The 25145-nt window shown below is 43.3% G+C and carries 20 protein-coding genes; 16 read left to right on the top strand and 4 right to left on the bottom strand.

The genetic code is table 11. The features are described 5' to 3' along the window. The first annotated feature begins 395 nt into the window (after positions 1 to 395). From H6571_17830 to H6571_17760, 15 genes are all read left to right on the top strand, one after another. On the top strand, positions 396 to 1805 hold the full coding sequence (locus H6571_17830) for a c-type cytochrome (protein ID MCB9325603.1): 1410 nt from the start codon (positions 396 to 398) through the stop codon (positions 1803 to 1805). A 60-nt stretch (positions 1806 to 1865) separates the two neighbouring features. Further along, complete coding sequence (locus tag H6571_17825; GenBank protein ID MCB9325602.1) at positions 1866 to 5126, top strand: TAT-variant-translocated molybdopterin oxidoreductase; 3261 nt, start codon at positions 1866 to 1868, stop codon at positions 5124 to 5126. A 57-nt stretch (positions 5127 to 5183) separates the two neighbouring features. Next, complete coding sequence (nrfD, locus tag H6571_17820; GenBank protein ID MCB9325601.1) at positions 5184 to 6569, top strand: polysulfide reductase NrfD; 1386 nt, start codon at positions 5184 to 5186, stop codon at positions 6567 to 6569. Positions 6570 to 6630: 61 nt separating this feature from the next. Then, positions 6631 to 7152: a DUF3341 domain-containing protein gene (locus H6571_17815; GenBank protein MCB9325600.1), complete on the top strand. Its 522-nt coding sequence runs from the start codon at positions 6631 to 6633 to the stop codon at positions 7150 to 7152. 28 nt (positions 7153 to 7180) lie between these two features. Next, positions 7181 to 8020 (top strand): cytochrome c, encoded by an 840-nt coding sequence (locus tag H6571_17810; protein MCB9325599.1) that lies wholly within the window; start codon positions 7181 to 7183, stop codon positions 8018 to 8020. A gap of 55 nt (positions 8021 to 8075) precedes the next feature. Then, positions 8076 to 9317 (top strand): hypothetical protein, encoded by a 1242-nt coding sequence (locus tag H6571_17805; protein ID MCB9325598.1) that lies wholly within the window; start codon positions 8076 to 8078, stop codon positions 9315 to 9317. A 41-nt stretch (positions 9318 to 9358) separates the two neighbouring features. Beyond that, complete coding sequence (locus tag H6571_17800; GenBank protein ID MCB9325597.1) at positions 9359 to 10498, top strand: cytochrome c oxidase subunit II; 1140 nt, start codon at positions 9359 to 9361, stop codon at positions 10496 to 10498. Between the two features lie 66 nt (positions 10499 to 10564). Next, the gene (locus H6571_17795) at positions 10565 to 12427 is read left to right on the top strand and encodes a cbb3-type cytochrome c oxidase subunit I (protein MCB9325596.1); all 1863 of its coding nucleotides are present in this window, start codon (positions 10565 to 10567) and stop codon (positions 12425 to 12427) included. A gap of 51 nt (positions 12428 to 12478) precedes the next feature. Next, the gene (cyoE, locus tag H6571_17790) at positions 12479 to 13387 is read left to right on the top strand and encodes a protoheme IX farnesyltransferase (protein ID MCB9325595.1); all 909 of its coding nucleotides are present in this window, start codon (positions 12479 to 12481) and stop codon (positions 13385 to 13387) included. A gap of 8 nt (positions 13388 to 13395) precedes the next feature. Next, the gene (locus H6571_17785) at positions 13396 to 13977 is read left to right on the top strand and encodes a heme-copper oxidase subunit III (GenBank protein MCB9325594.1); all 582 of its coding nucleotides are present in this window, start codon (positions 13396 to 13398) and stop codon (positions 13975 to 13977) included. Between the two features lie 24 nt (positions 13978 to 14001). Further along, positions 14002 to 15009 carry a cytochrome c oxidase subunit 3 gene (locus H6571_17780; protein ID MCB9325593.1) on the top strand — a complete coding sequence of 336 codons (1008 nt, stop codon included), beginning with the start codon at positions 14002 to 14004 and terminating at the stop codon, positions 15007 to 15009. 26 nt (positions 15010 to 15035) lie between these two features. Further along, positions 15036 to 15464, top strand: coding sequence for a cytochrome C oxidase subunit IV family protein (locus H6571_17775; GenBank protein MCB9325592.1), 429 nt, complete (start codon positions 15036 to 15038; stop codon positions 15462 to 15464). A 95-nt stretch (positions 15465 to 15559) separates the two neighbouring features. Then, positions 15560 to 16222 carry a hypothetical protein gene (locus tag H6571_17770; GenBank protein MCB9325591.1) on the top strand — a complete coding sequence of 221 codons (663 nt, stop codon included), beginning with the start codon at positions 15560 to 15562 and terminating at the stop codon, positions 16220 to 16222. Between the two features lie 35 nt (positions 16223 to 16257). After that, a complete protein-coding gene (locus H6571_17765) occupies positions 16258 to 16836 on the top strand; it encodes a DUF420 domain-containing protein (GenBank protein MCB9325590.1) in 579 nt (192 codons plus the stop codon). Between the two features lie 10 nt (positions 16837 to 16846). Continuing rightward, positions 16847 to 17122: a hypothetical protein gene (locus H6571_17760; protein ID MCB9325589.1), complete on the top strand. Its 276-nt coding sequence runs from the start codon at positions 16847 to 16849 to the stop codon at positions 17120 to 17122. On the opposite strand, the gene H6571_17755 is transcribed toward H6571_17760, so the two are convergent. From H6571_17755 to H6571_17740, 4 genes are all read right to left on the bottom strand, one after another. Further along, positions 17119 to 18345 carry a pyridoxal phosphate-dependent aminotransferase gene (locus H6571_17755; GenBank protein ID MCB9325588.1) on the bottom strand — a complete coding sequence of 409 codons (1227 nt, stop codon included), beginning with the start codon at positions 18343 to 18345 and terminating at the stop codon, positions 17119 to 17121. The genes H6571_17760 and H6571_17755 overlap by 4 nt on opposite strands. Positions 18346 to 18986: 641 nt before the next feature. Then, on the bottom strand, positions 18987 to 19964 hold the full coding sequence (locus H6571_17750) for a hypothetical protein (GenBank protein MCB9325587.1): 978 nt from the start codon (positions 19962 to 19964) through the stop codon (positions 18987 to 18989). A gap of 27 nt (positions 19965 to 19991) precedes the next feature. Then, complete coding sequence (locus H6571_17745) at positions 19992 to 20828, bottom strand: OmpA family protein (protein MCB9325586.1); 837 nt, start codon at positions 20826 to 20828, stop codon at positions 19992 to 19994. A gap of 409 nt (positions 20829 to 21237) precedes the next feature. Then, positions 21238 to 22122, bottom strand: coding sequence for a glycerophosphodiester phosphodiesterase family protein (locus H6571_17740; GenBank protein ID MCB9325585.1), 885 nt, complete (start codon positions 22120 to 22122; stop codon positions 21238 to 21240). Positions 22123 to 22348: 226 nt separating this feature from the next. Between H6571_17740 and H6571_17735 the strand changes: the two genes are divergently transcribed. Further along, positions 22349 to 25030, top strand: a complete 2682-nt coding sequence (locus H6571_17735; protein ID MCB9325584.1) for a TonB-dependent receptor — start codon at positions 22349 to 22351, stop codon at positions 25028 to 25030. Positions 25031 to 25145 lie beyond the last annotated feature (115 nt).

Below are 25145 nucleotides of genomic sequence, written 5' to 3'. Positions count from 1 at the left end.
GAAAAAGGTTTGTAACAAGATGTTTTTGAATTAAAATGCCTCTGAGAAAAGCAATTTATTCCCACTAAACCTTTTAAAATGGGTGTTTGACACCAGACAACCACTTCCTCCGACACCAGGTCTGCGCCCTTAAAAATCAATATAGATGAAGATATGATCAATTATTTGATTGTCTTATTTAGAATTAATATAAATAACGACAGGTTTTTGACAATTTGTGTTAAAAAAAGTTAACGAATTTTATCTTTGCGCAGAATATGTTGAAAAACGGACAGATTTACCGCATTAATCTACCAATCACATATTTTGAACGCCCAAATTTGAATTTCATTTTTGGTCGAAAATTTAGGAACCAACAGTTCAATTAAACAAATACTTTAAACATCATTAATAAGATGATATTTAATACCTTCCTTAAAAGGACTTTCCTGTTACTGACGATCCTTGGCTTTTCTATTGCCACTTATGCCCAGGGCGCAGATACGGCAGCAGGAAAAGAGCTTTTCCGTAACAATTGTGCCGCATGTCATAACAAGGATATGAAATCCAAAATGACGGGTCCTGCCCTGGGAGGGGTTCAGGATCGTTGGGCGGATTATCCCATTGAAGACCTCTATTCCTGGGTGCGTAACTCCCAGGCTATGGTTGAATCAGGCCACCCGAGAGCGGTTCAGATTTACGGGGAATACAACAAGGTGGCCATGCTCCCTTTTCCTGGATTCAGCGATCAGGACATACAAAATGTATTAGCCTATATAGATGAAGTTTATAACGCTGTGCCGGAGACGGTTGCCGTAGCTACGGATTCCGCAGGTACAGGGGAAAGCAGAAGCAATACGTGGTTGTACCTTTTGCTGGCCGGAGTGCTGGTGGTAGTTTCCATTGTGTTGATGCGCGTAGTGGCCAACCTGAACTACCTGGTTAAAATCAAAGAAGGGGATACCAATGCAGCAAAGCCTGCTTCGTTGTGGAGTATCTTCACGAGCAAATCGGTCATCGGTTTTGCTATATTTGCGCTGGTCATCTTTGTGAGCAACACTTTCATCAATCAGGCAGTAATGCTTGGTCGTCAGATCGGTTACGCCCCGGAGCAGCCCATCAAATTTTCGCATCTTACCCACGCAGGAGATCAACAAATCGATTGTAAATTCTGTCATGACGGTGCCAGGAGAAGCAAGCATTCTGTAATTCCTTCAGCAAATACCTGTATGCTTTGCCACAAAGCTATTATGGTAGGTTCGCAGTACGGAACGGCAGAGTTGACCAAGATTTTCGCCTCTGTCGGTTTTGACCCTTCAGCTAATGCATACATTCCGAACTACGATGAAATGCCTGAAGCAGAGATCGAAAAGATTTATAAAAAATGGATCATAGATCAGGAACTCGGATTCGGTTCCAGTGATGCCAAAGCAGAGGCTGTGGCCAAAAAGCAGTGGAGAGATATCGTGGATGCTTTGACTACGCCTGAAAACGGCGATACAAAAATCCCGGGTCCGATCGAGTGGGTTAAAATCCATAACCTTCCGGATCACGTGTATTACAACCATTCTCAACACGTTACCGTTGGTAAACTGGCGTGCCAGACCTGCCACGGTCCTGTTCAGGAAATGGAACTGGTCAGGCAACAGGCTCCACTGAGCATGGGATGGTGTATTAACTGCCACCGCCAAACGGAAGTGCAATTCCAGGATAACGACTACTACAAGTCATTTACCAAATTTCACGATGAATTATCTAAGGGCACGAGAGATAAAGTTACCGTCGAGGATATTGGAGGATTGGAATGCCAAAAGTGCCATTATTAATTGTTTAGGTGTAAGCCTGAATGTAACCTAATTTTAGAAAAGATCGCATAATTCATAAAAATGAAGAATAAGAAAAAAGAAGTTTGGGTGGGTGTGGAACAATTGACCAATGACCCTGCATTTCAAAAAGCTTCTAATGATGAATTTAACGAGGTAATTTATTTCGATAAAATTGCCGACACCAGGATAATGGAGACACCCGCCAATCGCCGGGACTTCCTGAAAGTGCTCGGATTCGGAATGGGTACCGCTGTAATGGCTGCCGGTTGTGATATCCCGGTCAAAAAAGCCATTCCCTATGTAATGAAGCCTGACAGCATCGTTCCGGGGATTGCCAGTTATTATGCTTCCTCATTTGTTCAGGGAGGGGATTATTGCGCTGTTTTGGTAAAAACGCGCGAAGGCCGCCCGATCAAGATCGAAGGCAACAGCTTTTCCAAGGTGACCAAAGGCGGAACCAGCGCCAGAGCACAGGCAAGTGTTTTAAGCTTGTACGATACCAGCCGCTTTGATGGCCCGGTAGCCGCCGACGGAACGGCAATGACTTGGGTGGACCTGGACAAAGCCATCAGCGGTAAACTTACCGCCAATGCTACTATTAAAATAATATCTCATACCAATCTCAGCCCTTCCTCCAAACAGGCTATGGCTGATTTTGCGGCAAAATATCCCAATACAGAGATCGTAATGTACGATCCTGTTTCAAGTTCTGCCATGCTCCAGGCCAACCAGCAGTGTTTCGGCCAGCAGGTAGTGCCGGATTATCATTTCGACAAAGCACGCATGATCGTGAGTTTCGACGCCGATTTCCTCGGTACCTGGATCTCTCCGATTGAGTATGCCGGGGATTATATCAAAAACCGTAAGATCGACGATGTGACCAAGGCAAGTATGTCACGCCATATCCAGGTTGAGAGTCATATGAGTCTTACCGGGTCGAATGCCGATAACCGTATTTTGGTGAAACCATCCGAGCAGGGTGCTGCAATACTTGCTTTATATAATGAGGTAGCCAAAGCAACCGGCGGATCCACGGTGAGTGGGCCTGCACTTTCAGCAGATAAAGCAGCAAAGATCGTTAAGGTGGCTAAGGAATTGGTAGGTAACAGAACCCGTGCCTTAGTTGTTTCCGGTTCCAATAATACAGGAGAACAGGTATTGATCAATGCCATCAATGATATGTTGGGCAGTTACGGCAATACCATCACTTTCGAAAATGCTTCTTTGCAGCGCCAGGGAATGGACAGCAGTGTCAGAAGCCTTGTGAAAGCAATGAACTCCGGCAGCGTCAATGCCATTTTTGTGATGGACGGAGCAAATCCTGCCTACGATTTGCCTGACAGCCAGGCATTTGTGACCGGGTTGGCTAAAGTGGGTTTGAAAGTGTCCTTCTCCGGCACACCTAATGAAACCTGCAGCCTTTGTGACTACGTGGCTCCAACTCACCATTTCCTCGAAAGCTGGGGAGATGCTGCGCCTAAACGTGGCCATTACAGCCTTATGCAGCCAACGATCAACCCGATCTTTGCCGCAGTAGGCCGTGAAGGAACACGTCAGGCTGAAGAGAGTCTGTTGCGTTGGGCTTCAAGCGATAAATTGAATACTACGGCTGATCAGCCTTATATGGAATACGTTAAAGCCTACTGGGAAGCAAATATGTTCCCGGCTCAATCGCGCTTTTCCACTTTCCAGGATTATTGGGACAGTACCTTGCACGACGGTATCTTTGAGGTAGAACAGACAACCATTCAGGTAGCCTTCTCCGGAGATGTGAATGCCGCGGCAGCCAAGGTTCGTAAACCTTCAGGGAGCGAGTTGGAAATCTCTTTCTTTGAAACCGTAAACATGGGTGGCGGCGTTTATGCCAACAACCCATGGTTGCAGGAAATGCCTGATCCGGTTACCCGTTGTGTTTGGGGTAATAACCTGACCATCCCTGTTAAGTGGGATGGAGGCAACGAATTTACTGCCTTCAAAGGACTCAACCCAATGGAGATTTATTCTGAAGCGGATAAAGTTGAGGTACAGGTGGGAGAAGTGAAACAATTGACTTCAGTCATCCGCCAGTTTGGCCAGATGGAAGGAACCGTTGGCCTTGCGATTGGTTACGGAAGAAAAAATACAGGAAAAGTCGGTAGAGCTTTAGGACAACAGGTGGGTGTGGACGTATATCCTTGGTTGTCTGTTGATGCAGACGGCAATACTCAGTATTTTGCTACCAATGTAAGCGTTTCCGATAAGGTGGAGACAGATAAGGAGTTCGCCTGCGTGCAGTATCACCACACCATGGGGGTTACCACACGTGATGAAAACGGCGAAGTCATGAAAGACAAAGAAACCGGAAAGGATTTCAATGTCGATGAGAAGACCGTGATGACCCTTGGTTCTGGTTTCCAGGGCGGTTTGACAGAACGTTCCATCATTTATCAGTCACACCTCAACGAGTTGCCTGAGTTGGTGAAACACATCCACCACAAGCGGGAAGAAGCCGAACACCTGAACTCTAAGTCGCTTTATCCTTACGAAGAATATAAAGAAAATTTCTATAGCCAGGGACACCACTGGGAAATGCACATCGACCTCAACGGTTGTATCGGTTGCGGTGCGTGCCAGGTAGCCTGTGTGGCTGAAAATAATGTGCCTGTTGTCGGAAAACACGAGGTACACCGCCACCATGAAATGAGTTGGATTCGTATCGACCGTTACTATTATGGTGATTATGAAAACCCAAATGTTGTTTACCAGCCAATGATGTGTCAGCATTGCGATAACGCTCCTTGTGAGAATGTTTGTCCGGTGGCTGCAACGAACCACAGTTCTGAAGGTTTGAACCAGATGGCTTACAATCGTTGTATCGGAACACGTTACTGTGCAAACAACTGTCCGTATAAAGTGCGTCGTTTCAACTGGTTGGATTATACCACGGCGGATTTGTTCCCAATCAATGAACCTTCTGCCATGAAAGAAGAACTTCCTTTTGGAGCAGACAACCTCACACGGATGGTCCTCAATCCTGATGTGACGGTACGTTCAAGAGGGGTGATCGAGAAGTGTAGTTTCTGCGTGCAGCGTATCCAGGAAGGAAAACTCTCCGCGAAGAAAGAAGGCCGGGCATTGCGTGATTCTGAGGTTAAATCAGCCTGCCAGACCGCTTGCCCTACAGGAGCGATCCAATTCGGTGACGGAAATAACAAGGAAAGCGAACTTTCTAAAAAAATGGATAATCCGCTTAACTACTATGTGCTGGAAGAGATCAACGTTCGTCCTTCCATCGCCTATAAAGCCCGGATCAATAACAGGAACGAAGAATTAGACGCCTAATATTTTTTTGAATAACTCATTTACGGTGTAAGCCGGAATTTTGATAAAATATAGAACATGAGTGCAGTAGTTTCTCCAATAAGAGAACCGTTAATTTTAGGAGGTAAGAATTACCATCAAATCACAGAGGATATTTGTGCTCCGACCGAAAAGACACCTAGTTTGATGTGGGTCATTGCATTCAGCATTGCTTCATCGCTACTTGCTTTTTATGTTTTTTGTGTGGGATGGACAATCTGGGTAGGTATCGGTTCCTGGAACCTTAACCGTACGATCAACTGGGGTTGGGATATTACCAACTTCGTTTGGTGGGTCGGGATTGGTCACGCGGGTACGTTGATCTCTGCCATTTTGTTATTGTTCCGTCAAAGGTGGCGTACCGGTGTAAACCGTGCTGCTGAGGCCATGACCATCTTTGCGGTAATGTGTGCGGGCCAGTTTCCGCTGATTCACATGGGACGCCTTTGGCTGGGATTCTTTATTTTCCCTTATCCCAATACACGTGGTCCTTTGTGGGTGAACTTCAACTCACCACTGCTTTGGGACGTATTTGCGATCTCTACCTATTTTACCGTTTCACTATTGTTTTGGTACACAGGACTGGTACCGGATTTGGCAACGGTTCGCGACAGAGCAAAAGGATTGCGTCGTAAATTGTACGACCTGTTCTCTTTCAGCTGGAACGGTTCTGCGAAACACTGGCAAAGATGGGAAAGCCTTTCCCTTATCCTGGCGGGTTTGGCTACTCCTCTGGTACTTTCTGTTCACACGATAGTATCTTTTGACTTTGCCACTTCCGTAATTCCTGGTTGGCATACCACCATCTTCCCTCCATACTTTGTGGCCGGGGCGATCTTCTCAGGATTTGCGATGGTACAGACCTTAATGGTCATCTCAAGAAAAGTACTCAAACTGGAACAATATATTACCATCGAACACATCGATGTCATGAACAAAGTGATCCTGCTTACCGGCTCTATCGTTGGTGTGGCTTATCTTACGGAGTTGTTCATCGCATGGTATTCAGGATATATTTATGAACAATTTGCTTTCTATAATAGGGTAATGGGACCGTATTGGTGGTCTTATGTAGGAATGATGTCCTGTAACGTACTTTCTCCACAGATTTTCTGGAGCAAGAAAATCCGTCAAAGTATCTGGTGGACTTTCTTCATGTCCATCTTTATCAATATCGGTATGTGGTTTGAACGTTTCGTGATCATCGCGACTACCCTGGCCAGGGATTATCTGCCTTCCAGCTGGAGTTACTATTCTCCTTCCTGGGTTGAGATCGGTTTGTTTGCCGGTACCCTTGGTTTATTCTTTACGCTTTTCCTCATCTTTACCCGATTGGCACCGGTGGTAGCCATCGCGGAGGTCAAGCAAATTCTCAAAGGATACGGGGATCAGTACACTGGAGGAAAAGCTAAAAAACACCATTAATGAAATAGGGTTGATGGAATTCAACAACAATGATCAACCTAACAATCATAAATATTAAATGATGGAAAATCAAAATAAAGAAGTGCTGTTTGGCTTATACGACGATGAAGAAGTATTATTGTCTGCAGTCAAAAAAGCAAAGGAGGAACATCTGGACATCATGGACGTTTATACGCCATTTCCTGTCCACGGGCTCGATCCTATTTTAGGACTTGCCGAGAGCCGCCTGCATATTGCCGGGTTTATCTATGGCGCGATTGGTACCCTTACGGCTTTTCTTTTTATGACATGGGTGTTTACCCGTGACTGGCCCATTATTTTTGGGGGTAAGCCTTATTTTTCATTGCCCGCTTTCGTGCCGATTATGTTTGAGCTTACGGTACTGTTTTCTTCGGTTGGAATGGTTATTACCTTTTACACCGTTTGCGGACTGTGGCCGGGTTCAAAAACCATTCGTTTGCACGACCGTATCACGGATGATAAGTTTTGTATCGCTTTTGAAACGGGAGATGCTGATGTACAAAAGCTGCAAGACTTTTTCGCCTCAACAGGTGCAGGTACAGTAGAAACGGCCAACATTTAATTTTTTGAAAGGTAGTCAAATGTTACAAATGAAGAATATAAGAAACTTTTTAATACTGGTTGTCATGATCATTGCCCTCAACGCCTGCTCTACGGCAGACGGAGATTTCGGGGGGAGTGAATATATGCCTGATATGGCGCATTCCATTGCCCAGGAAGCTAATATTTATACCTATTATAAATACAATACCTGGGATGAGGAAAGCACGATAAAATTGAAGGACCTAGTCAATATACATGATCCTGTTGCCGGAACGATTCCCCGTGGATTTACCGGAATGGCTTCTTCCTCAAGTGATTCTTCCAGGGAAATGATGGATGAACACCTGAGAGGAATGACTTCACTCAATGAAATAGGGGTGCCGATTAACGGCTCCGTACCTTATCATTACCAGGATACTGAAGAAGAACGTGCCCGTGCCACTGCTGAAATTATCGAAAATCCATATCCTATCACGGATGCCGGATTGGTTAGGGGCAAGGATTTGTTCATCATCAATTGTGCCATTTGCCATGGAGAAAAAGGCAATGGTCTCGGATATCTTGTTGATGATACCAAAAATAAAAAGGTCAAATTTCCTGCGGCACCGGCCAATTTCACTCAGGATGCTTTTATTGCTTCCAGCAACGGACGTTATTACCATGCTATTATGTATGGAAGGAACGTGATGGGCAGTTTTGCGGATAAACTTTCCTATGAGGAACGCTGGGAGGTGATCCACTATATCCGTTCCTTGCAGGCCGCATCCATCGGAGCGACTTACAACCAGACAGAGAATACGTTGAATCCGGAATATGGCACACCTGCCAGCCCGGTGCAAGCCGCACAGCAAACAGATACAACGATAGGATCACAAGGAAACGAGTAGCCTGTATCAGAAGATAACTCAGCATTAATTAAGAAAGTAAAAAGTAATTATAGCAATGAATCAATTTTCATTCGAATCGAAACAAAAACGAGTACTTATTGGAGGCATGATCCTGGGGCTGTTGTGTTTGCTCGTAACTTTTTTAGGAGATGACGCCAACCATACCCGTTTTTGGTCCAACTTCCTGCACAATTCAGTATTCTTTACAGGAATAGCTTTCCTGGCGCTTTTTATCAATACAGCTTTTACCACTGCTTTGGCAGGATGGTATGTCGTATTCAAAAGGGTGTTTGAAGCTTATTCTCTTTTCCTCATTCCAGGATTGGTGCTGATGATCATTATTATTGCAGGGTTTTGGGGTCATTTCCACCACCTGTATCACTGGGCTGATCCACAGGCTTTTCTGGCAGATGAGGATGGTTTTGTAGACGAAGTATTAAGTGGGAAATCAGGTTTCCTCAATAAAAACTGGTACACCTTTGGTACGATTATCATTGTTGGTATGTGGATTTACTTCGCCATAAAACTGAGAAGTTTTTCCCTCGATGAAGATAAATCGGGTACAACGGATTATGCGCATTACAAAAAAATACGCCTTTGGTCAGCGATCTTTTTGCCCCTGGCAGGATTTTCCAGCGCCGCCATCGTATGGCAGTGGGTCATGTCAGTGGATGCCCATTGGTACAGTACACTTTTTGCATGGTACGCCACCATCAGTTGGTTCGTAGCTACTTTTGCTTCAGTCATCTTGTTGATGATTTACCTGAAATCAAAGGGTTACTATGAGAACGTTTCCGACGAACATATGCACGATTTGGGAAAATATCTTTTTGCATTTAGTATTTTCTGGACCTATTTGTGGTTCTCTCAATACATGCTTATTTGGTATTCCAATAACGGGGAAGAAACGATATATTTTTTCCTGAGAAGGGAAAATTATCCGGTACTCTTTTTTGGTAATTTGGTGCTGAACTTTATTGTTCCTTTCTTTGTCTTAATGAGGAATGATACCAAACGTAAATATGGAACGTTGGCTCTTGTTGCCATCATTACTTTTCTCGGACATTGGATGGATTTCTTCCTGATGCTGAAACCGGGGATTCGCGAAACGGCAATGCACGGACATGGCGAGCATATTTTTGCCATGGGGTACACCATGCCGGGTTTGCTGGAATTGGGTACAATGGTCGGATTCCTTTCCGGTTTCCTTTATTTTGTATTAAACAGGTTGAGCCAGGCCGCCTTAGTGCCGGAAAATGACCCTTATTTGGGCGAGAGTTTGCACCATCACGTGTAGAAAGAATTCAAATTCACAGAAAAACTTAAATAAAAAAAATAATGACCGGTTTACTCATTATTCTTTGTTTTGCTCTTATTGTCATCATTGCGCTCCAGATTGGAAAGGTGACAGAAATTACGGATAAAATAAAAGGTGAAGTAGAGGCGCAAAATGCAACCAACCGCAGGGTAGGGTTCTACTTCCTGATATTTATGGTGGTTTTCCTCGTAGCGAGTTTTGCCTCGGCAATTTATTACAAGAACTTTATGTTGGGTTTCGGACCTCATACGGCGGCATCAGCTCACGGGGGGGCTCTTGATCATATTTTCAAATTGACGTTGTGGGTGACCCTCATTGTTTTTGTGCTGACACAGATTGCTTTGTTCTTCTTTGCCTTTAAATACAGTGGAAATTCTAAGAGAAAAGCCATCTTCTTTTCTCATGATACCAAACTGGAGATCATTTGGACCGGCGTTCCTGCTATCGCAATGGCATTGCTGGTGATCGGAGGTCTCGATGCATGGAATGAGGTGATGGCCGATGTAGGACAAGATGAAGATTTTATGGAAATTGAGGCTACCGGTTATCAATTTGCCTGGGCACTTCGTTATCCAGGGCCGGATCAAAAACTGGGAGATCGGGATTATACCCTCATCAATGGCTCCAATCCTCTTGGCCAGGACTGGACGGACGCTGCCAACTGGGATGATATTCATGCCAACGAGATCGTACTTCCTGTAGGAAAGAAGGTCAGGGTGAAGATCAGGGCTCGCGATGTATTGCACAGTTTCTTCCTCCCGCATTTTCGGGTAAAAATGGATGCAGTGCCGGGTATGCCTACGTATTTTGTATTTACCCCTATCACCACCACTGCCGATTATCGGGCGCAGTTGAGTACCTATCCTGAATACCAGCAACCGGATCCCAATGATCCTGAAAAACAGCTGTGGGAAACCTTCGATTATGAACTGGCTTGTGCCGAGTTATGTGGTAATGGTCACTTTAGTATGCGTAAGGTGGTTCGAATTGTTGAGCAGGCAGAATACGATAAATGGCTGGCGGATCAGAAATCATATTATCTGACTGCTATTAGAAATACGAATGAAGATCCTTATAACGGTAAAGCACTTCCTGGTGAAACCGTTACTACACCGGAAATTGATACAACCCAAACAGGTGAGGAAACAAGCGGAGAGTAATTATCGAAGCTCATATCCTTAAATTAATTAGATACACTCAAAGAAAAACAATAAAATAATCAGAAAATGGCAAATGTAGTTTCTAAAACTCCTGAAATTGACCGGGATGACTTTCTGATACAAGAATACGGCTATGATGATCATTTCCATGACCACCATCATGGAGATAAATATCAGTCGAATTTTATCACTACATATATCTTTAGTCAGGATCACAAGATGATCGCCAAGCAATTCCTCATCACGGGGATGATCTGGGCCATCATTGGTGCAAGCATGTCTTTGATCTTCAGGATGCAATTGGGTTTTCCTGAAGAGAGCATGGCCTGGATAAAACCATTGTTAGGGAAATGGATCACTGTCGATGCGGCAGGGTTCGGAACCTTATCCCAGGATTTTTACTATTCACTGGTGACTCTGCATGGTACCATCATCGTATTCTTCGTGCTTACAGCCGGATTGAGCGGTACTTTCAGTAACCTGCTTATTCCATTGCAGATAGGTGCCAGGGATATGGCCTCGCCTTTCCTTAATATGTTGTCATACTGGTTCTTCTTTTTGGCAGGAGCGGTAATGCTTTCTTCCTTGTTCGTCAGTACAGGGCCTTTTGCCGGGGGCTGGGTAGCCTATCCGCCTCTAAGTGCTTTGCCACAGGCCTCTATGGGCTCGGGTGTTGGTATGACGCTTTGGCTGATAAGCCTTGTATTCTTCGTGGTTTCTGTTTTGTTGGGTGGGGTGAATTATATCACCACTGTACTGAATCTCAGAACCAAAGGAATGGGAATGTGGCGTATGCCTTTGACCATCTGGTCCTTTTTCCTTACAGCAATCATCGGTCTGTTATCCTTTCCGGTATTGGTATCAGGATTTTTCCTTTTGATGCTTGACCGTAGTTTGGGCACCAGTTTTTATTTGAGTGAAATTTTTATCAATGGTCAGGTACTCGACAGGGTAGGAGGTAGCCCGATTTTATATCAGCACCTTTTCTGGTTCCTGGGTCACCCTGAAGTATATATCATTATTCTCCCGGCGATGGGTTTGACCTCTGAGGTTTTGGCGGTACACTCACGCAAGCCGATTTTTGGTTACAAGGCCATGGTTTATTCCATGATGGCGATTGGATTTCTTTCCTTTATCGTTTGGGCTCACCACATGTTTATGTCAGGGGTGAATCCGTTCATTGCCAATTTCTTCGTAATCTTTACCCTCATCATTGCGGTTCCTTCAGCGGTGAAGGTGTTTAACTGGATAACGACTTTATATGGAGGGAATATCCGGTTTACGGCGGCGAGTATGTTTGCCATCGGATTTGTATCTATGTTTATTTCCGGTGGATTGACAGGTATTTTCCTCGGAAATTCAGCTATTGATATTCAAATGCACGATACCTATTTCGTGGTGGCTCACTTCCATATTGTAATGGGGGTTGCGGCCTTCTTCGGAATGTTTGCCGGTGTTTATCACTGGTTTCCTAAAATGTATGGACGTTTCCTGAACGAAACTCTGGGGAAAATTCACTTCTGGGGGACGCTCATCGGGGCTTATGCCGTATTCGGTCCAATGCACTATCTGGGGATTGCCGGGGTAGCAAGGCGTTATTACAGATTTGATGTTTTCCAGACGTTCAGTCACTTTGACGGTATCAATCAGTTCATTACCATTGCTGCTATCATTACCTTTGTTTTCCAGATCATTTTTGTGGTCAATTTCTTTTACAGCATTTGGAAAGGCAAAAAGGTTACGACTAAAAACCCATGGGGTGCGCCAACTTTAGAATGGACCACACCAATACGTCCGGGTCACGGAAACTGGCCAGGAAAATTGCCTACCGTTCAGCGTTGGGCATACGATTATTACAGTGATGAGGAAGGGCAGGATTTTACGCCTCAAATTGAGCCGTTGAAAGATAATGAAAAGCATGTGCATTAAGCACCAGAGAAATTTTTGGTAAGTGAAGTTTTAGTATAAAAAAATAATGGAGTGTCGGTAAAAACGGATACTAATAGTTTAAAGGTAAAAGATCTCGTCCTGCAAAAAGTGCAGGATTATACACAGCTGGTAAAGATCAGGTTGACGCTGACGGTGGTTTTATCTTCTGTCCTCGCCTTTTTGATCGCTTCGAACGGGCCCATTAGCTGGACTGCGGTGCTGATTTTATTCCTCGGAGGATTCCTGGTCACCGGTGCAGCAAATACCCTCAACCAGGTACTTGAAAAGGATTATGACTGCTTGATGGAGCGAACGGCAGGAAGGCCACTGGCTTCAGGAAGGATGAAAACAGGGGAAGCTGTAATGCTTGCGGGTATGATGACTTTATTGGGAATCATTTTCCTGGCAATGTTCAATCCTTGGACCGCATTCTTCGGAATGGTGGCTTTGGTGAGTTATGCTTTTATTTATACTCCCCTGAAGCGGATAGCTCCTGTAGCCATTTTCGTGGGAGCGATTCCCGGGGCATTACCGGCGCTGATCGGATGTACAGCAGCGGAAGGAAGACTGACTTTACTGGGACTGACTTTATTCAGTTTACAGTTTTTCTGGCAGTTTCCGCACTTTTGGTCCATCGGTTACCTCGGATTTGGAGATTATAAAAAAGCAGGTTTCCGGTTCATCCCGGCCTCATCAGATGGAGAGGGCCCGGACCGGAACATTGGTTTGCAGGCATTGTTTTATGCCATTTTGCTTTCAGGAGTAAGCGTGGGGCCCTGGATTTTAGGCGTTACAGGGTGGATATCAGCAGTTATTGCGGCAGGTTTGGGATTGGTTTTCGTATATTTTTCCTGGAATTTTTTCAGAAAATTCGAAAGGAAGGGAGCTTTAAAGCTTATGTTTTTCTCCTTTTTATATATCCCTTTAACCTTTATCGCTTTTTATCTCGATAAGATTTAATTTATAAAATGAGCACAACAACCTTGACTACAACACCGTACATGAGGAGTAAGATTCACCCACTAAAGTTTGGACTTTGGGTGGCTTGCGGCAGTATGTTGATGGTATTTGCTTCATTGACGAGTGCTTATGTGGTGAGGCATGCTTCGGGCAACTGGCTTGAATTTAAAATGCCTACAGCTTTTATTTACAGTACTCTTGTGATGCTGTTGAGCAGTATTACGCTCCACACGGCTTACAACGCATTTAAATCAGGTAAGGAAAAACTATACAAACCAATGCTGTTGATGACGATGGTTTTGGCGCTTTTTTTCCTTTATTTACAATACCAGGGCTGGATGGGCCTTGAAGCAATCGGATTACCGTTAAAGACCAATGCTTCCGGAGATTTTGTTTACGCATTATCCTGGTTGCATGCCGGACATGTTTTGGGAGGCGTGGGAGCCCTTATGGTGGCGACTATCGTTGCTTTTTCCCTTAAATTTAAGGTTACCCCGGTAAGAACATTGCGTTTGGAACTGACGCTCACCTACTGGCATTTTGTAGATTTCCTGTGGGTGTATTTATTTTTATTCTTTTTATTGCAATAGTAATTATTTAAATTGATATAACTGATGGCGAATCATTCAGCACATGAACCGGAAGTTCAACAGCAGAACGAGGACCTTTGGTCGGGTGGAAAACAACCGATGAAGGTTAGTTACGGAAAACTCATGATGTGGTATTTCCTGTTATCTGATGCCTTTACCTTCGCAGGCTTTCTTATTGCTTACGGGGCATTACGTTTTAGCAGCCCGACCTGGCCGGTGCCGGATTTTGTATTTTCGACGGCACCTTTCAATAACCTGGGTTTTGGCCATGAGGTCAAGATGCCCTTACTTTTTGTGACTTTTATGTCGTTCCTTTTGATCATCAGCTCCGTGACTATGGTGCGTGCGGTACAGGAAGGACACAGAGAGAACAAAAGAGGCGTTGTTTTTTGGATGTTGCTTACCGTTTTTGGCGGTTTGGGATTCCTTTCCTGCCAGGCTTGGGAGTGGAACAACCTGATTTCCGGAGAGCATATGTCTATTACCCGTGATCCTTTTGGATCTCATGCCTTTTCCGGAGTGTACCTCAATCCTGATGGAACAGAATCGGAAGAAGCTTTTGTGGCCGGTGACAGTTACCTGATTCATAAACAACATGTAAATCAAGGGGCAGAAGTCCACGGAGGTGAACATGGTGCTGCAGCAGAAGCGGGTCATGGAGAAGCTGCCGGAGAACATGGTGCAGAAGCCATCGCCTATGAACCTGGTGACCATCAAGGGTATGTTATGGATGAAAATGGTTTCGTCTTCAGGAAATTCAAAGTAACTTCTGAAGGAGATATGCAGGGAAAAGTGATGACCCAGGAATTCGGGCCCAAAGCTTTCGGTGCTTTATTCTTTTTTATCACCGGTTTTCACGGTTTTCACGTGTTTTCCGGGGTATTGTTCCTGCTCATTATCCTGATCAACGCTGCCGGCAGTGTTTATGTCAAGCGTAAGAACGGTTATGAAATGGTAGAAAAAATTGGACTGTACTGGCACTTTGTGGATTTGGTTTGGGTGTTTGTATTCCTCGTATTTTACTTACTTTAATTTGATAATATTTAAAACGAAATATAATGGCACATTTGAGTTATGAGGATAGTAAAAAAAGAGTCTTCTTTGGGTTGGGACTGCTTGCTGTTGTAACCCTGGTGGAAGTATTCTTTTCCCTTGTGGGTAAAGGCCATCTGATTGATGGGGTAAAAGGGCTGACCTGGGCACACTATACTATCGGTTTTTTGCTGATCGCCTTTTCTTTGTATAAAGCTTACTTTATCATTTATGAGTTTATGCACATGAAATACGAAGTGAGAGGGCTGGCATGGAGTGTATTGTTGCCTACCACTCTTTTAGTCTGGGCAGTTATCGCTTTTTTCCAGGAAGGAAACTCCTGGAAACACCGCCGCCAGAATGAAGGCAGTACAGAGGTGAAGAAAGAGGCTCCTGTGGATCAACAGGGAATGAATTTCACTGAAGATGTATATATTTTGAAAGGAAGGGGGTAACCACTTTTATCATAATTTATATAAAAAAGCGATCTTTGTTCCTTAAACAGAGATCGCTTTTTTGTGTTTTATAATTAGGCATTCAACATAAACCGATGACGAGAAAACAAAAGAATATATTAAATTTCCTGAGTCTGTTTTTCTTATTGATTGTTTTACCGGTGGCAGCGCTTTATTTCCTCGAGGAAGGAGTGGATTACCGCAAGGAACTCATGGCTGAATTGAAGGATCTGGGGGAAACACCTCAATTTGAAGGGCTCAACTATAAAGGAGACACCATTGATAACTCAAGATTAAAGCACAATCTTGTGGTCGTCAATTTCATGGAACCCAACCAGCAAGGCAAAAATGGAGAGAAGGGTGAAATCCTCAAAAAACTTTTAACTCAGTTTGAAGATCGGCAAGATGTTTTGCTGCTCAACTTTATACCTCAAAATGAAAATGACTCCATACAACACTATGGTTTGACGGATTATATTCAATCCTTTGAACTCAGTGACGTTAACAGGTGTTTTTTTGTACAGGAAAAAGAGGGGGAATTGGAAAAATTAGCCTCCGAAGGTTTTCATTTTCCATTTGAGCCAGGAGACAATGTTAGAGAAAATAATCTCGTAGCATTTTGTGATACAGCTCAAACGATCCGCCGCTATTACAATATACTGGACGAAGCAGAAAGCCAGCTCCTTGTGCGCCACATTATTATGTTTTTGCCGGCAGGAGAAAGCAGAGCCGGGAAATATGAAATCGAAAAAAATTAAACCATTTACAGTCGCAGCGACCAGCAACAAAATATATGGAAGAAAATATTCAACTTGCAAATAAGCTAAAAAAATGGGCATGGGCCTTTACCGTAGTGGTCCTGTTTTTGGTAGGCATGATGCGTCAGGTGAAAATCCCCCTGCCGGAAGGTTGGGATTTTAGCTTTTTGCCGCCTTTCCATGCTACCGTAAATGCGATAACGGCCCTGGTACTTTTAGCAGCCTTTTGGTTCATCAGGCATAAAAATATTGAAATGCACCGTAAGATGATCTATATTGCTTTTGGGTTGTCTCTTTTATTTTTATTGTCTTATGTTACTTATCATATTACGATGCCGGAGACTATTTTCGGAGATATGGATCATGATGGCATCCTGACTGATGCGGAAAAATTAGCAGCTGGAGGCACAAGAATGGTGTATTTGATCCTTTTGGGCACACATATTTTGCTTGCCGGGCTGATTCTTCCCTTTATTCTTTTTACCTTTATCAGGGCTTATACCAATCAGATTGCAAAACATCGTAAAATGGCACGGTGGGTTTTTCCTTTTTGGTTGTATGTCGCCATTACCGGACCGGCTTGTTATCTGATGTTATTACCTTATTATGGTTAAATTTAAAAAAATGAGTTTAAAAAAAATCAGGAAGAAATTCTATATTTTAAGCTTTTGCCTGTCAATAGCCTTTACTTTCCAGGTAAGTACACCTGTTGAGGCACAGTGCCCCATGTGTAGAATGTCTGCTGAATCCAACCTGAAAAACGGAGGATCGGAGGGAAAAGGGCTCAATTCAGGTATTTTGTATCTTTTGTCTTTGCCGTATTTTCTCATAGGGGGCATTGGATACGTTTGGTACCGCAATAAGAAAAAATCTGCGATAGAGGAAGGAGCACCTTATTAAACCGGCAATTCATTCATTTTTGTAGTTTTATGAATTGACTGGTAGGCGATTAACGCCTGCTCCAGGCAATCCATTGCTGCGTGGAGTTTTTCCTCGTTTAATACATAAGCAATACGTACTTCGTTGTGACCCAGTTGGTTGCCGCAATAAAAAGCATTGCCGGGGGATAACATCAGGCTGGCCCCTTTATACTCAAAATCTTCCAGCAGCCACCGGCAAAAATCTTCTGCGCTATCGATGGGGAAACGGGCGAAGCAATAAAATGCCCCTCCGGGAAGATAACTGGTAACTCCCTCCATCTTTTGCAAACGATTGAATACCACCTGTCTGCGCCGATCATAAGTCTCTTTGGTCTGATCCAGATAGGTTCCGTCCATTTCAACAAGTGCTTCGCCGAGTATTTGTCCTAATCCGGGAGGGCTCAACCGCAGGTTGGCATACCTGGTTACGGCCTGCAATACCTCTTTGTTTCGGGTGACAATCGCTCCGATACGCGCACCACAGGCGCTGTAACGCTTCGAAATAGAATCAATCACGATCACATTATCTTCAATCCCTGGAATACTCAGGGCGGAGAAAAATTCCTGGCCCTCATAACAAAATTCGCGGTACACCTCATCCACAAAAAAGTACAGGTCATATTTTTTGACAAGACGGCCGAGTTCCATGAGGATTTCCTTACTGTAAAGACAACCCGTCGGATTGTTTGGATTGGTAATCATGATGCCCTTGGTATTCGGGCCTATCATGGACTCAAATACCTCCGGAGAGGGTAATTCAAACCCTGTTTCGATAAAGGTGGTAATCGGGTGTATGTTGATATTCGCCATATGCGCAAAACCGTTGTAATTCGCATAAAAAGGCTGGGGGATGACAATTTCATCCGCTTCATTCAGGCAGGTCTGGAAAATAAATTGAATGGCTTCGGAGGCTCCGGTAGTAATGATGATATCCTCAGCCTTTACATGAATGCCATAATTGTGGTAGTATCCTACCATTTTTTCCCTGTAGGAAGCATAACCAATGGAAGGGCTGTATTCAAGGATGGTAATATCCGTGGCCTTCAGTTTTTCCATGGCTTCTACCGGAGTTTCGATGTCCGGTTGCCCGATATTCAAATGGTAAATGTACTTGCCCCTGGCTTTTGCCTCATCTGCTATGGAAATCAATTTCCTGAATGGAGACAAAGGAACGTGTTGTGCTCTGTTAGAAATACCTGGCATAACTTATTATTAAAATTTTGAAGGGGCAAATTTAAGGGAATTTCTGGATTGGTGCTGTTTTATTGACAACAGTCTGATGTTTTGTATCATTATGATAAAAAAGAATTACCCAAACTCAATTTTTAACATGAGTTCATCCCGAATTTTTTAATTCAAATGGATGCTGAAAATATATTAACAATATTTATCTGCAATATATTCAACTCCTTCAGACCTGTCTTCCGGCGACGCCAGGTAGAGTTGAGATTATTTTTATTTGATTTCCAATGGATTACATCCATTGCCATTAATACCTTCCGGCAGGCAGGCAGGTTAATTCCCTTCGGGAAATGGATTAAGAATAGAGTTAATTTTTAAAAAGAAGATTAAATTTTTCCCCGAATGGGGATAAATATCAATAACGCAGTATGAAATACTGCCAAAAAAGGAACAAAAACCAACTCTGAAAGAGTTGAATGTAACCTGTTTCAAATTTAAAAAACCATAAAAAGTTATAATTATCTGACAATCAGTTTATTGAAAAAAATTCCAAACTTTGCCGGTCGGCAAAATTCGGGATGACTCATATTTCGAAAAAAAAACCTGTCTTCCTTTACGGGAGACAGGTTTTACATCATTATGTTCCGTTTTACATCTTTACTTTACTTGGGATTTTTGCCTCCCTTGAGGAAATCCTGGTACTTTTTGAGCTCATCCCATTTGCTGGCCGCGGCCAACCCGGCTTGCTTGGCCCATGTAGATGGATCGGCAAGGCGGTATTTATCCCCCGCATTATCAAGAATGCTCTGAAGGGAGGCCTCGGCGGCGTTGGCAAGGTCGGTCAGATTTTTGATGCCGGCAGCTTTTAGCAGGTCTTCAATTTTTGGTCCGATACCTTCCACGATTTTCAGATCCTCAGCATTGGTGGTAAACCCAAATTTCTTGAGCAGCAGTTTTTCAATCTTGGCCGGTGTTTCAAAACTTCCAGTATCATCACGACCGGCATCCGTGAATTTTTGGAAGGCTATCAATTCATCCCATTTGCCATCAACAGCCAGCTGGGCCTGTTTGGACCAGGTTTTTGGATCGTGCATTTTGTACTGGGACCCCGCCTTGTCTAAAATACCCTGAATTTTTTCAAGACTGGCTGCGGCCAGGGCTTTGAGGTCGGTTATTCCAGCTTCTTTCAGGAGGTCTTCAATTTTTGGTCCGATACCTTCAACAATCTGAAGGTTGTCTGAACCCAGGATGGCTGCATAATCGCTGACACTATCATCAGCTCCATCGGTTCCTCCACCCACTACAATGCCTGATCCTCCAAGGGCAGTTTCAAGTTTGTGAGAAAGGATGCTCTTGTCGGCTTCACACAAACGTAGGGAAGTTTTGTTTTTATTGTAATCTTTTTCAAGTTCATCAAATTTGTACTTCAATCCCATGTAATCCTTCTCCATGGCCGTGAACTTGTTATGAAAATCATCTCTTTCTGAAGTCAGGGAAACAATCTGTTCCTTGAGATTCCTGGAAAACAGCAACCAATGGAGTAACCAACCAAGAAGAAATGCTCCGAGGGAAGCAAGTACCCACCACCAAAAGCAGTTGGGCATTCCCAAAAAATCCAATAATATGATATGATCGTTCATTATATTATAATTTTTGTTTTGTTAAATTTATTGTTTAATCAACCGAACCTCAGCGCGACGGTTTTCCTGTCTGCCGGCTTCTGTTTCATTAGAGGCAACAGGTTGAGTTTCGCCTTTTTGATCTACGGTAATCTGATCTTTACTGACTCCCTTGGTAAGTAATATGTCCCTGACCTTTTCAGCACGTTTTTTGCTGAGTAGTAGGTTAGCCTCTTCATCTCCCTGGTTATCGGCATGTCCCGTAATGGTTATTTTTTCGCCGCTTACTTTTACCCTTTCGGCAAGTTTTACCAGATATTCATCGACTGCAGGATCGGCTTTTTTAGCGGTAGAGTTGGAAGGGAACCGGATAATGACCCTGTCTTCCAGTTCTTGCAGGTCCGGAGCTTCGGCCTGTTTTTCGACTTCTATCCAGTCGAATATTCCTGCCTCGAAGAAACCGGTTTTGGAATTCTCAGACTCGTCCATTAAACGGGCGCGCAGCCTGATGCGATCTTCAGGTAAATCATTGGCGAACAATTTCCTGATGTTTTCGGCACGGGCAAATCCCATGTTTTCAAATCCTTCGGGTTTTTCTTCCCCTTCGAAATAAACACCGGTGATTTCCAGAATGTTATCTGCTGTCATGCCGGCAAGTATTCTTTCCTTGAAGGTTTCAAACCCGTCGTTGGTAAAAGCCGTAGCATCGCCCCATTTAGAATCCAGCGCATAGCGGTTAGGTGCTGGAGGAACGGTGTCCTGGACTGTTTCGGTTACTGCATCTCCTGTACCGGAAGTACAGCATTGTTCTATACAACCTTTGTATGCAACAATAGTATAAAGTAACCAGACCAACAACATGAGTAGTACTTTTGGTAAAGACATAGTTGGTTTAGATTATATGAATAAAATGGTATAATTACATCTAAGTCGGGCGAAATATATTTTAAGACATTTAAAATGTCTGAAAGTAACCTAAGATAAGCAAGAGAAAGGGGTTGAAGTATAATAATTGCTTTTGGCCACCCTTTTTTGGGCAAACAAAAATTTAAAAAAAGCATATCACCCTCAAAACAATATGCCCTGTCCCAAATATAATGTAATGTGAATAGATTTTAAACTTTTTTGTCGTTTTTTTGGGCTGTTTTCTTTTATCAATCAAAAAGTTACGACAATTCTGCGGCAGGACGTCGCAGACCTTGTAATTTTGAAGGAATTACTAACCTGCCATGAACGAAAAACATTATTAATGCTTCCCTTTCATGGCAAGTTTAACCGGTAGACGTTTTGTGAATTAGGGATGAAAGGTCCGAATAGAAGCCTCTGCAGCCTCAGGATAATCCGTAGCGAAAACATCAATACCTGCCTTCATACAATCGTGATAAACACTCATGCCCTTTGCTGCGGCTTTGTTGTCGATATTCCCCATCGTACCCAGGATGCAAAGGATGCCATTGGCATGGAGTGTCTGGTATAATTCAGGTTCCGACATGATGGTCCCGGTAAAGGCGATGAGGTTTTGGGCGGGAATGCCGGTTTCAAGAATCCGTTGCCATTCGGCCATATTTCGGATAGAGGCAGAGATCATCATTTCCTTTGTAAGGCTATAAGCTTCGGCAGCCCCTTCGGCTGTGTAAGTAATCAGAATGACCTGGTCTGTCATGCCGTGGGCTTCAATGGTTCGTATAACTCTTTCGTAAGGAACTCCGCGTTTGATATCTACTTTAATAATCACTCCTCGGGGTCTCGCCCAATCCAATACTTCCGTAAATTCAGGAATATGGAAAGGGGTGATATTGCCGAAATCATCCCTGAGCATAGCCTTTTTCATTGTGGCCCAATCCGTTTCTGAAACAAGCCCGGAAGCCGTTGTGGTGCGTTCAAGGGAGTTATCATGCATTAAAACCAACACACTGTCGGAAGTAATATTGACGTCCATTTCCAAAAAGGTATTTGGAACAAGCCGGAGGGTATATTCAAAGGTTGGCATGGCGTTTTCCGGGAAGCCTTTAATGTAACGTCCTCCGCGATGCGCGCTCACAAAATATTTAGGGTGCTGTTCATTATAATGCAGTGATTCAATTAAGCTTACACTGTTTGCTTTTTTTTCTTTTGGACATATTGAAAATGCCATGAACAGGGTCAGGGCGCTGACCAGGATGGAATATCTTATAGTCATATTTTTTTGCCTTATTTTGGAACAAATTTCCAAAAAAAAATGGATTAATTTATTTTTTTTTATTAAAAAGACTTTCTAAGCCCCTGATATTGAATGAAATGAAAATTAATCGACTTGTTCCAAGTTGAAAGTTAACAAAAAGTTAACCTGAGTTTCGGGTTAAATGACTGGGGTTGTTTACCTTTACGGTGGATTTTATTCATTAACTTAATTAACTTAATTTATTATGAAGAAGCTATTTACATTCTGCTTTTTCTTTCTGGCAGCTCTTGTGGCTTTTGCTCAGAATAACATTACAGGTACAGTGGTTGATGCTGAAACGGAAGACCCTTTAATAGGGGTATCGGTTTTGGTTAAAGGCACTTCAACGGGTACTGTTTCAGATTTCAACGGGGACTTCAACCTCTCCGTGCCGGGCAAAGGCGCTACTACGTTGGTTTTCTCATACGTCGGTTTCGATGTAATGGAAAAAACAATTGATGTTTCAGGAAGTTTGGACCTGGGAACTATCCTCATGCGTTCAACTGCTGTTGGCCTTGGTGAAGTTGTCGTACTTGGGGTAGTCGACGTCGCGCAGGACAGGAGAACTCCTGTGGCTGTTTCTACCATTAAATTTGCTGAAATTCAGGCGAAATCTGGTAACACAGAGTTTCCTGAAGTCATGAAAAACACCCCTTCCATTTACGTTTCCAACCAGAATGGTGGTTTTGGAGATTCCCAGGTTTATACCCGTGGATTTGACCAAACGAATACTGCATTCCTGTTGAACGGTCAGCCTATCAACGGTATGGAAGATGGTAAAATGTACTGGTCAAACTGGTCAGGTATGAATGACATTGCCAACGCGGTTCAGGTTCAAAGAGGATTGGGTTCTTCCAAACTGGCGATCTCTTCTGTTGGAGGTACCATCAACATCATCACCAAAGCCACTGATGCAAAACAAGGTGGTTGGGCTCAATTGACCTACGGTAATGATAACTACATCAAAGGAACTGTTGCTTACAGCACTGGTTTAATGAATGATAAATTTGGTATCACCGCTTTGCTTACCCACTGGCAAGGTGATGGCTGGGCTGACGGAACCAAAGGCCAGGGACAAAACTATTTCGTTTCAATGGGTTATAAGGCTTCTAAAAAACATAACCTCAACTTCCTGATTACAGGGGCTCCTCAGTGGCACGATCAGAATTTTACAAAGAAAATTTCTGCCTTTGAGGATGCAGACGGAAATATTAACGCTAAGTTCAACAATAACTGGGGACTCCTTAATGGTGAATATCTTTCTTCGAGAAGAAATTATTACCATAAGCCAGTTGCCAACCTTAACTGGTCATGGAACATGTCCGAAAAATCAAGTTTATCTACTGTAGTTTACGCCTCTTGGGGACGTGGTGGAGGAACTGGAGGGTACGGAAATGGTACCAATTATATTCCTAATGGCACTGCTGAAAACGGCACAATAAACTGGGATGCCGTGGTTGATTATAATAGTACTGTAGCAGGTGGTATAGGTAATGCCAAAACTTACACGGGTTCTGCTATCAGAGCCTCAGCCAATAACCACGCCTGGTATGGTGTCGTTTCTACTTACGAAACACAATTGTCCGAAAAACTCAATTTCAGTATAGGTGCTGACCTTAGAACTTACAAAGGTACTCACTTCAGAGAATTGGTTAACCTTTTGGGACTGACTGCTTTCGATGAAACGGATATCAGTGTTCGCGCCGATGCCAATAATCCACGAATTATCTCTGCTACTTTTAAAGCAGATCCATGGTCTGCATTGTTCAATACAGCAAGTGTGGACGATAGAATTGCGTATGATTACGATGAAAGAATCAGCTACGGCGGATTATTTGGACAGTTGGAATACCTTTCCGGACCACTTTCAGGATACCTGCAGGCTTCTGCTTCTATTCAGTCTCACATCCGTTGGGACAGATATGGTTATTCTGTGGCTGAGGAAGAATCTGCAAAAATTACTAACCCTGGTTTTAATGTTAAGGGTGGTGCAAACTACAACTTGAATGAATCCAATGGGATTTTCATTAATGCAGGTTATTATTCAAGACAACCTTACCACGATAACCTGTACCTGAATTACGGAAATACCGTAAACGAGGTGGCAGAAAACGAAAATGTGATTGGTTTGGAAGCAGGTTACAAATTGAGATCTGATAAATTTGATCTTAATTTCAACCTGTACAGAACGGCATGGACTAACAGAGTTGAGACACGTTCTATTTTCGAAGGGGATGTGATCACTTTGGAGGATGGAACAGAATATACTTTCCTGGCGGATGGATTTAGCAACCAGTCAAACATCAACCAGTTGCACATGGGAGCTGAGCTTGACGCAAGATTCAGAGCCACCAAAGGATTGGTTATCAAAGGTTTTGCTTCACTCGGAAACTGGCAATTCCAAGGCAATGCGACTCAGGATATCTATGACAGTGAGCGTAAACTGCTGAAAAGTGTGGATGCCTTGTTCCTCGATGGAGCGAAAGTAGGTGGTTCAGCACAGACAACCATGGGACTTGGACTTGATTACAGAATCACCAAAGATTTCCAGATCGATGCAGATTTCAACTACTATGACAACCTGTATGCAGAAGTTGGACCACAGGATGGTGTATTTTCTTCTCCGGATAATAAAGGTGTAATTTCATTGCCTTCATTCAGCCTGCTGGATGCCGGAGCTTCTTATAAATTCAACTTTGGAGACAATATTCTTAAGGTGAGGGTAAACGTTTACAACCTTCTTGATGCAGAGTATATTTCCTATGCAACTTCCAACGTTCAGCCTTCAACTACTGAATCTGAAAACTACAATGGTGTGAATAAATCAAACTACGTGCAGTTTGGTAAAGGACGTACGTTTAACGTATCGCTCAGATTTCAGTTTTAATGGAAGTTTAAATAATATTGATTAGACAATAAGTTTGTCATAATTGCTAAAAAGAGGTTGTATTATTCATTAATGCAGCCTCTTTTTTTTATCTTGCCCATACATTTTTAACAAA

It is taken from the genome of Lewinellaceae bacterium (assembly GCA_020636105.1).
GTDB lineage: Bacteria > Bacteroidota > Bacteroidia > Chitinophagales > Saprospiraceae > BCD1.
The sequence above is the reverse complement of the archived record's forward strand: the minus strand, read 5'-3'. Positions and strand labels throughout refer to the sequence as shown.

Excerpts from the sequence above, each read along its gene's own strand:
- H6571_17830 (MCB9325603.1), top strand. The coding sequence starts at position 396 with ATGATATTTAATACCTTCCTTAAAAGGACTTTCCTGTTACTGACGATC.
- H6571_17825 (MCB9325602.1), top strand. The coding sequence starts at position 1,866 with ATGAAGAATAAGAAAAAAGAAGTTTGGGTGGGTGTGGAACAATTGACC.
- nrfD (MCB9325601.1), top strand. The coding sequence starts at position 5,184 with ATGAGTGCAGTAGTTTCTCCAATAAGAGAACCGTTAATTTTAGGAGGT.
- H6571_17815 (MCB9325600.1), top strand. The coding sequence starts at position 6,631 with ATGGAAAATCAAAATAAAGAAGTGCTGTTTGGCTTATACGACGATGAA.
- H6571_17810 (MCB9325599.1), top strand. The coding sequence starts at position 7,181 with ATGAAGAATATAAGAAACTTTTTAATACTGGTTGTCATGATCATTGCC.
- H6571_17805 (MCB9325598.1), top strand. The coding sequence starts at position 8,076 with ATGAATCAATTTTCATTCGAATCGAAACAAAAACGAGTACTTATTGGA.
- H6571_17800 (MCB9325597.1), top strand. The coding sequence starts at position 9,359 with ATGACCGGTTTACTCATTATTCTTTGTTTTGCTCTTATTGTCATCATT.
- H6571_17795 (MCB9325596.1), top strand. The coding sequence starts at position 10,565 with ATGGCAAATGTAGTTTCTAAAACTCCTGAAATTGACCGGGATGACTTT.
- H6571_17785 (MCB9325594.1), top strand. The coding sequence starts at position 13,396 with ATGAGCACAACAACCTTGACTACAACACCGTACATGAGGAGTAAGATT.
- H6571_17780 (MCB9325593.1), top strand. The coding sequence starts at position 14,002 with ATGGCGAATCATTCAGCACATGAACCGGAAGTTCAACAGCAGAACGAG.
- H6571_17775 (MCB9325592.1), top strand. The coding sequence starts at position 15,036 with ATGGCACATTTGAGTTATGAGGATAGTAAAAAAAGAGTCTTCTTTGGG.
- H6571_17770 (MCB9325591.1), top strand. The coding sequence starts at position 15,560 with ATGACGAGAAAACAAAAGAATATATTAAATTTCCTGAGTCTGTTTTTC.
- H6571_17765 (MCB9325590.1), top strand. The coding sequence starts at position 16,258 with ATGGAAGAAAATATTCAACTTGCAAATAAGCTAAAAAAATGGGCATGG.
- H6571_17760 (MCB9325589.1), top strand. The coding sequence starts at position 16,847 with ATGAGTTTAAAAAAAATCAGGAAGAAATTCTATATTTTAAGCTTTTGC.
- H6571_17755 (MCB9325588.1), bottom strand. The coding sequence starts at position 18,345 with ATGCCAGGTATTTCTAACAGAGCACAACACGTTCCTTTGTCTCCATTC.
- H6571_17750 (MCB9325587.1), bottom strand. The coding sequence starts at position 19,964 with ATGAACGATCATATCATATTATTGGATTTTTTGGGAATGCCCAACTGC.
- H6571_17745 (MCB9325586.1), bottom strand. The coding sequence starts at position 20,828 with ATGTCTTTACCAAAAGTACTACTCATGTTGTTGGTCTGGTTACTTTAT.
- H6571_17740 (MCB9325585.1), bottom strand. The coding sequence starts at position 22,122 with ATGACTATAAGATATTCCATCCTGGTCAGCGCCCTGACCCTGTTCATG.
- H6571_17735 (MCB9325584.1), top strand. The coding sequence starts at position 22,349 with ATGAAGAAGCTATTTACATTCTGCTTTTTCTTTCTGGCAGCTCTTGTG.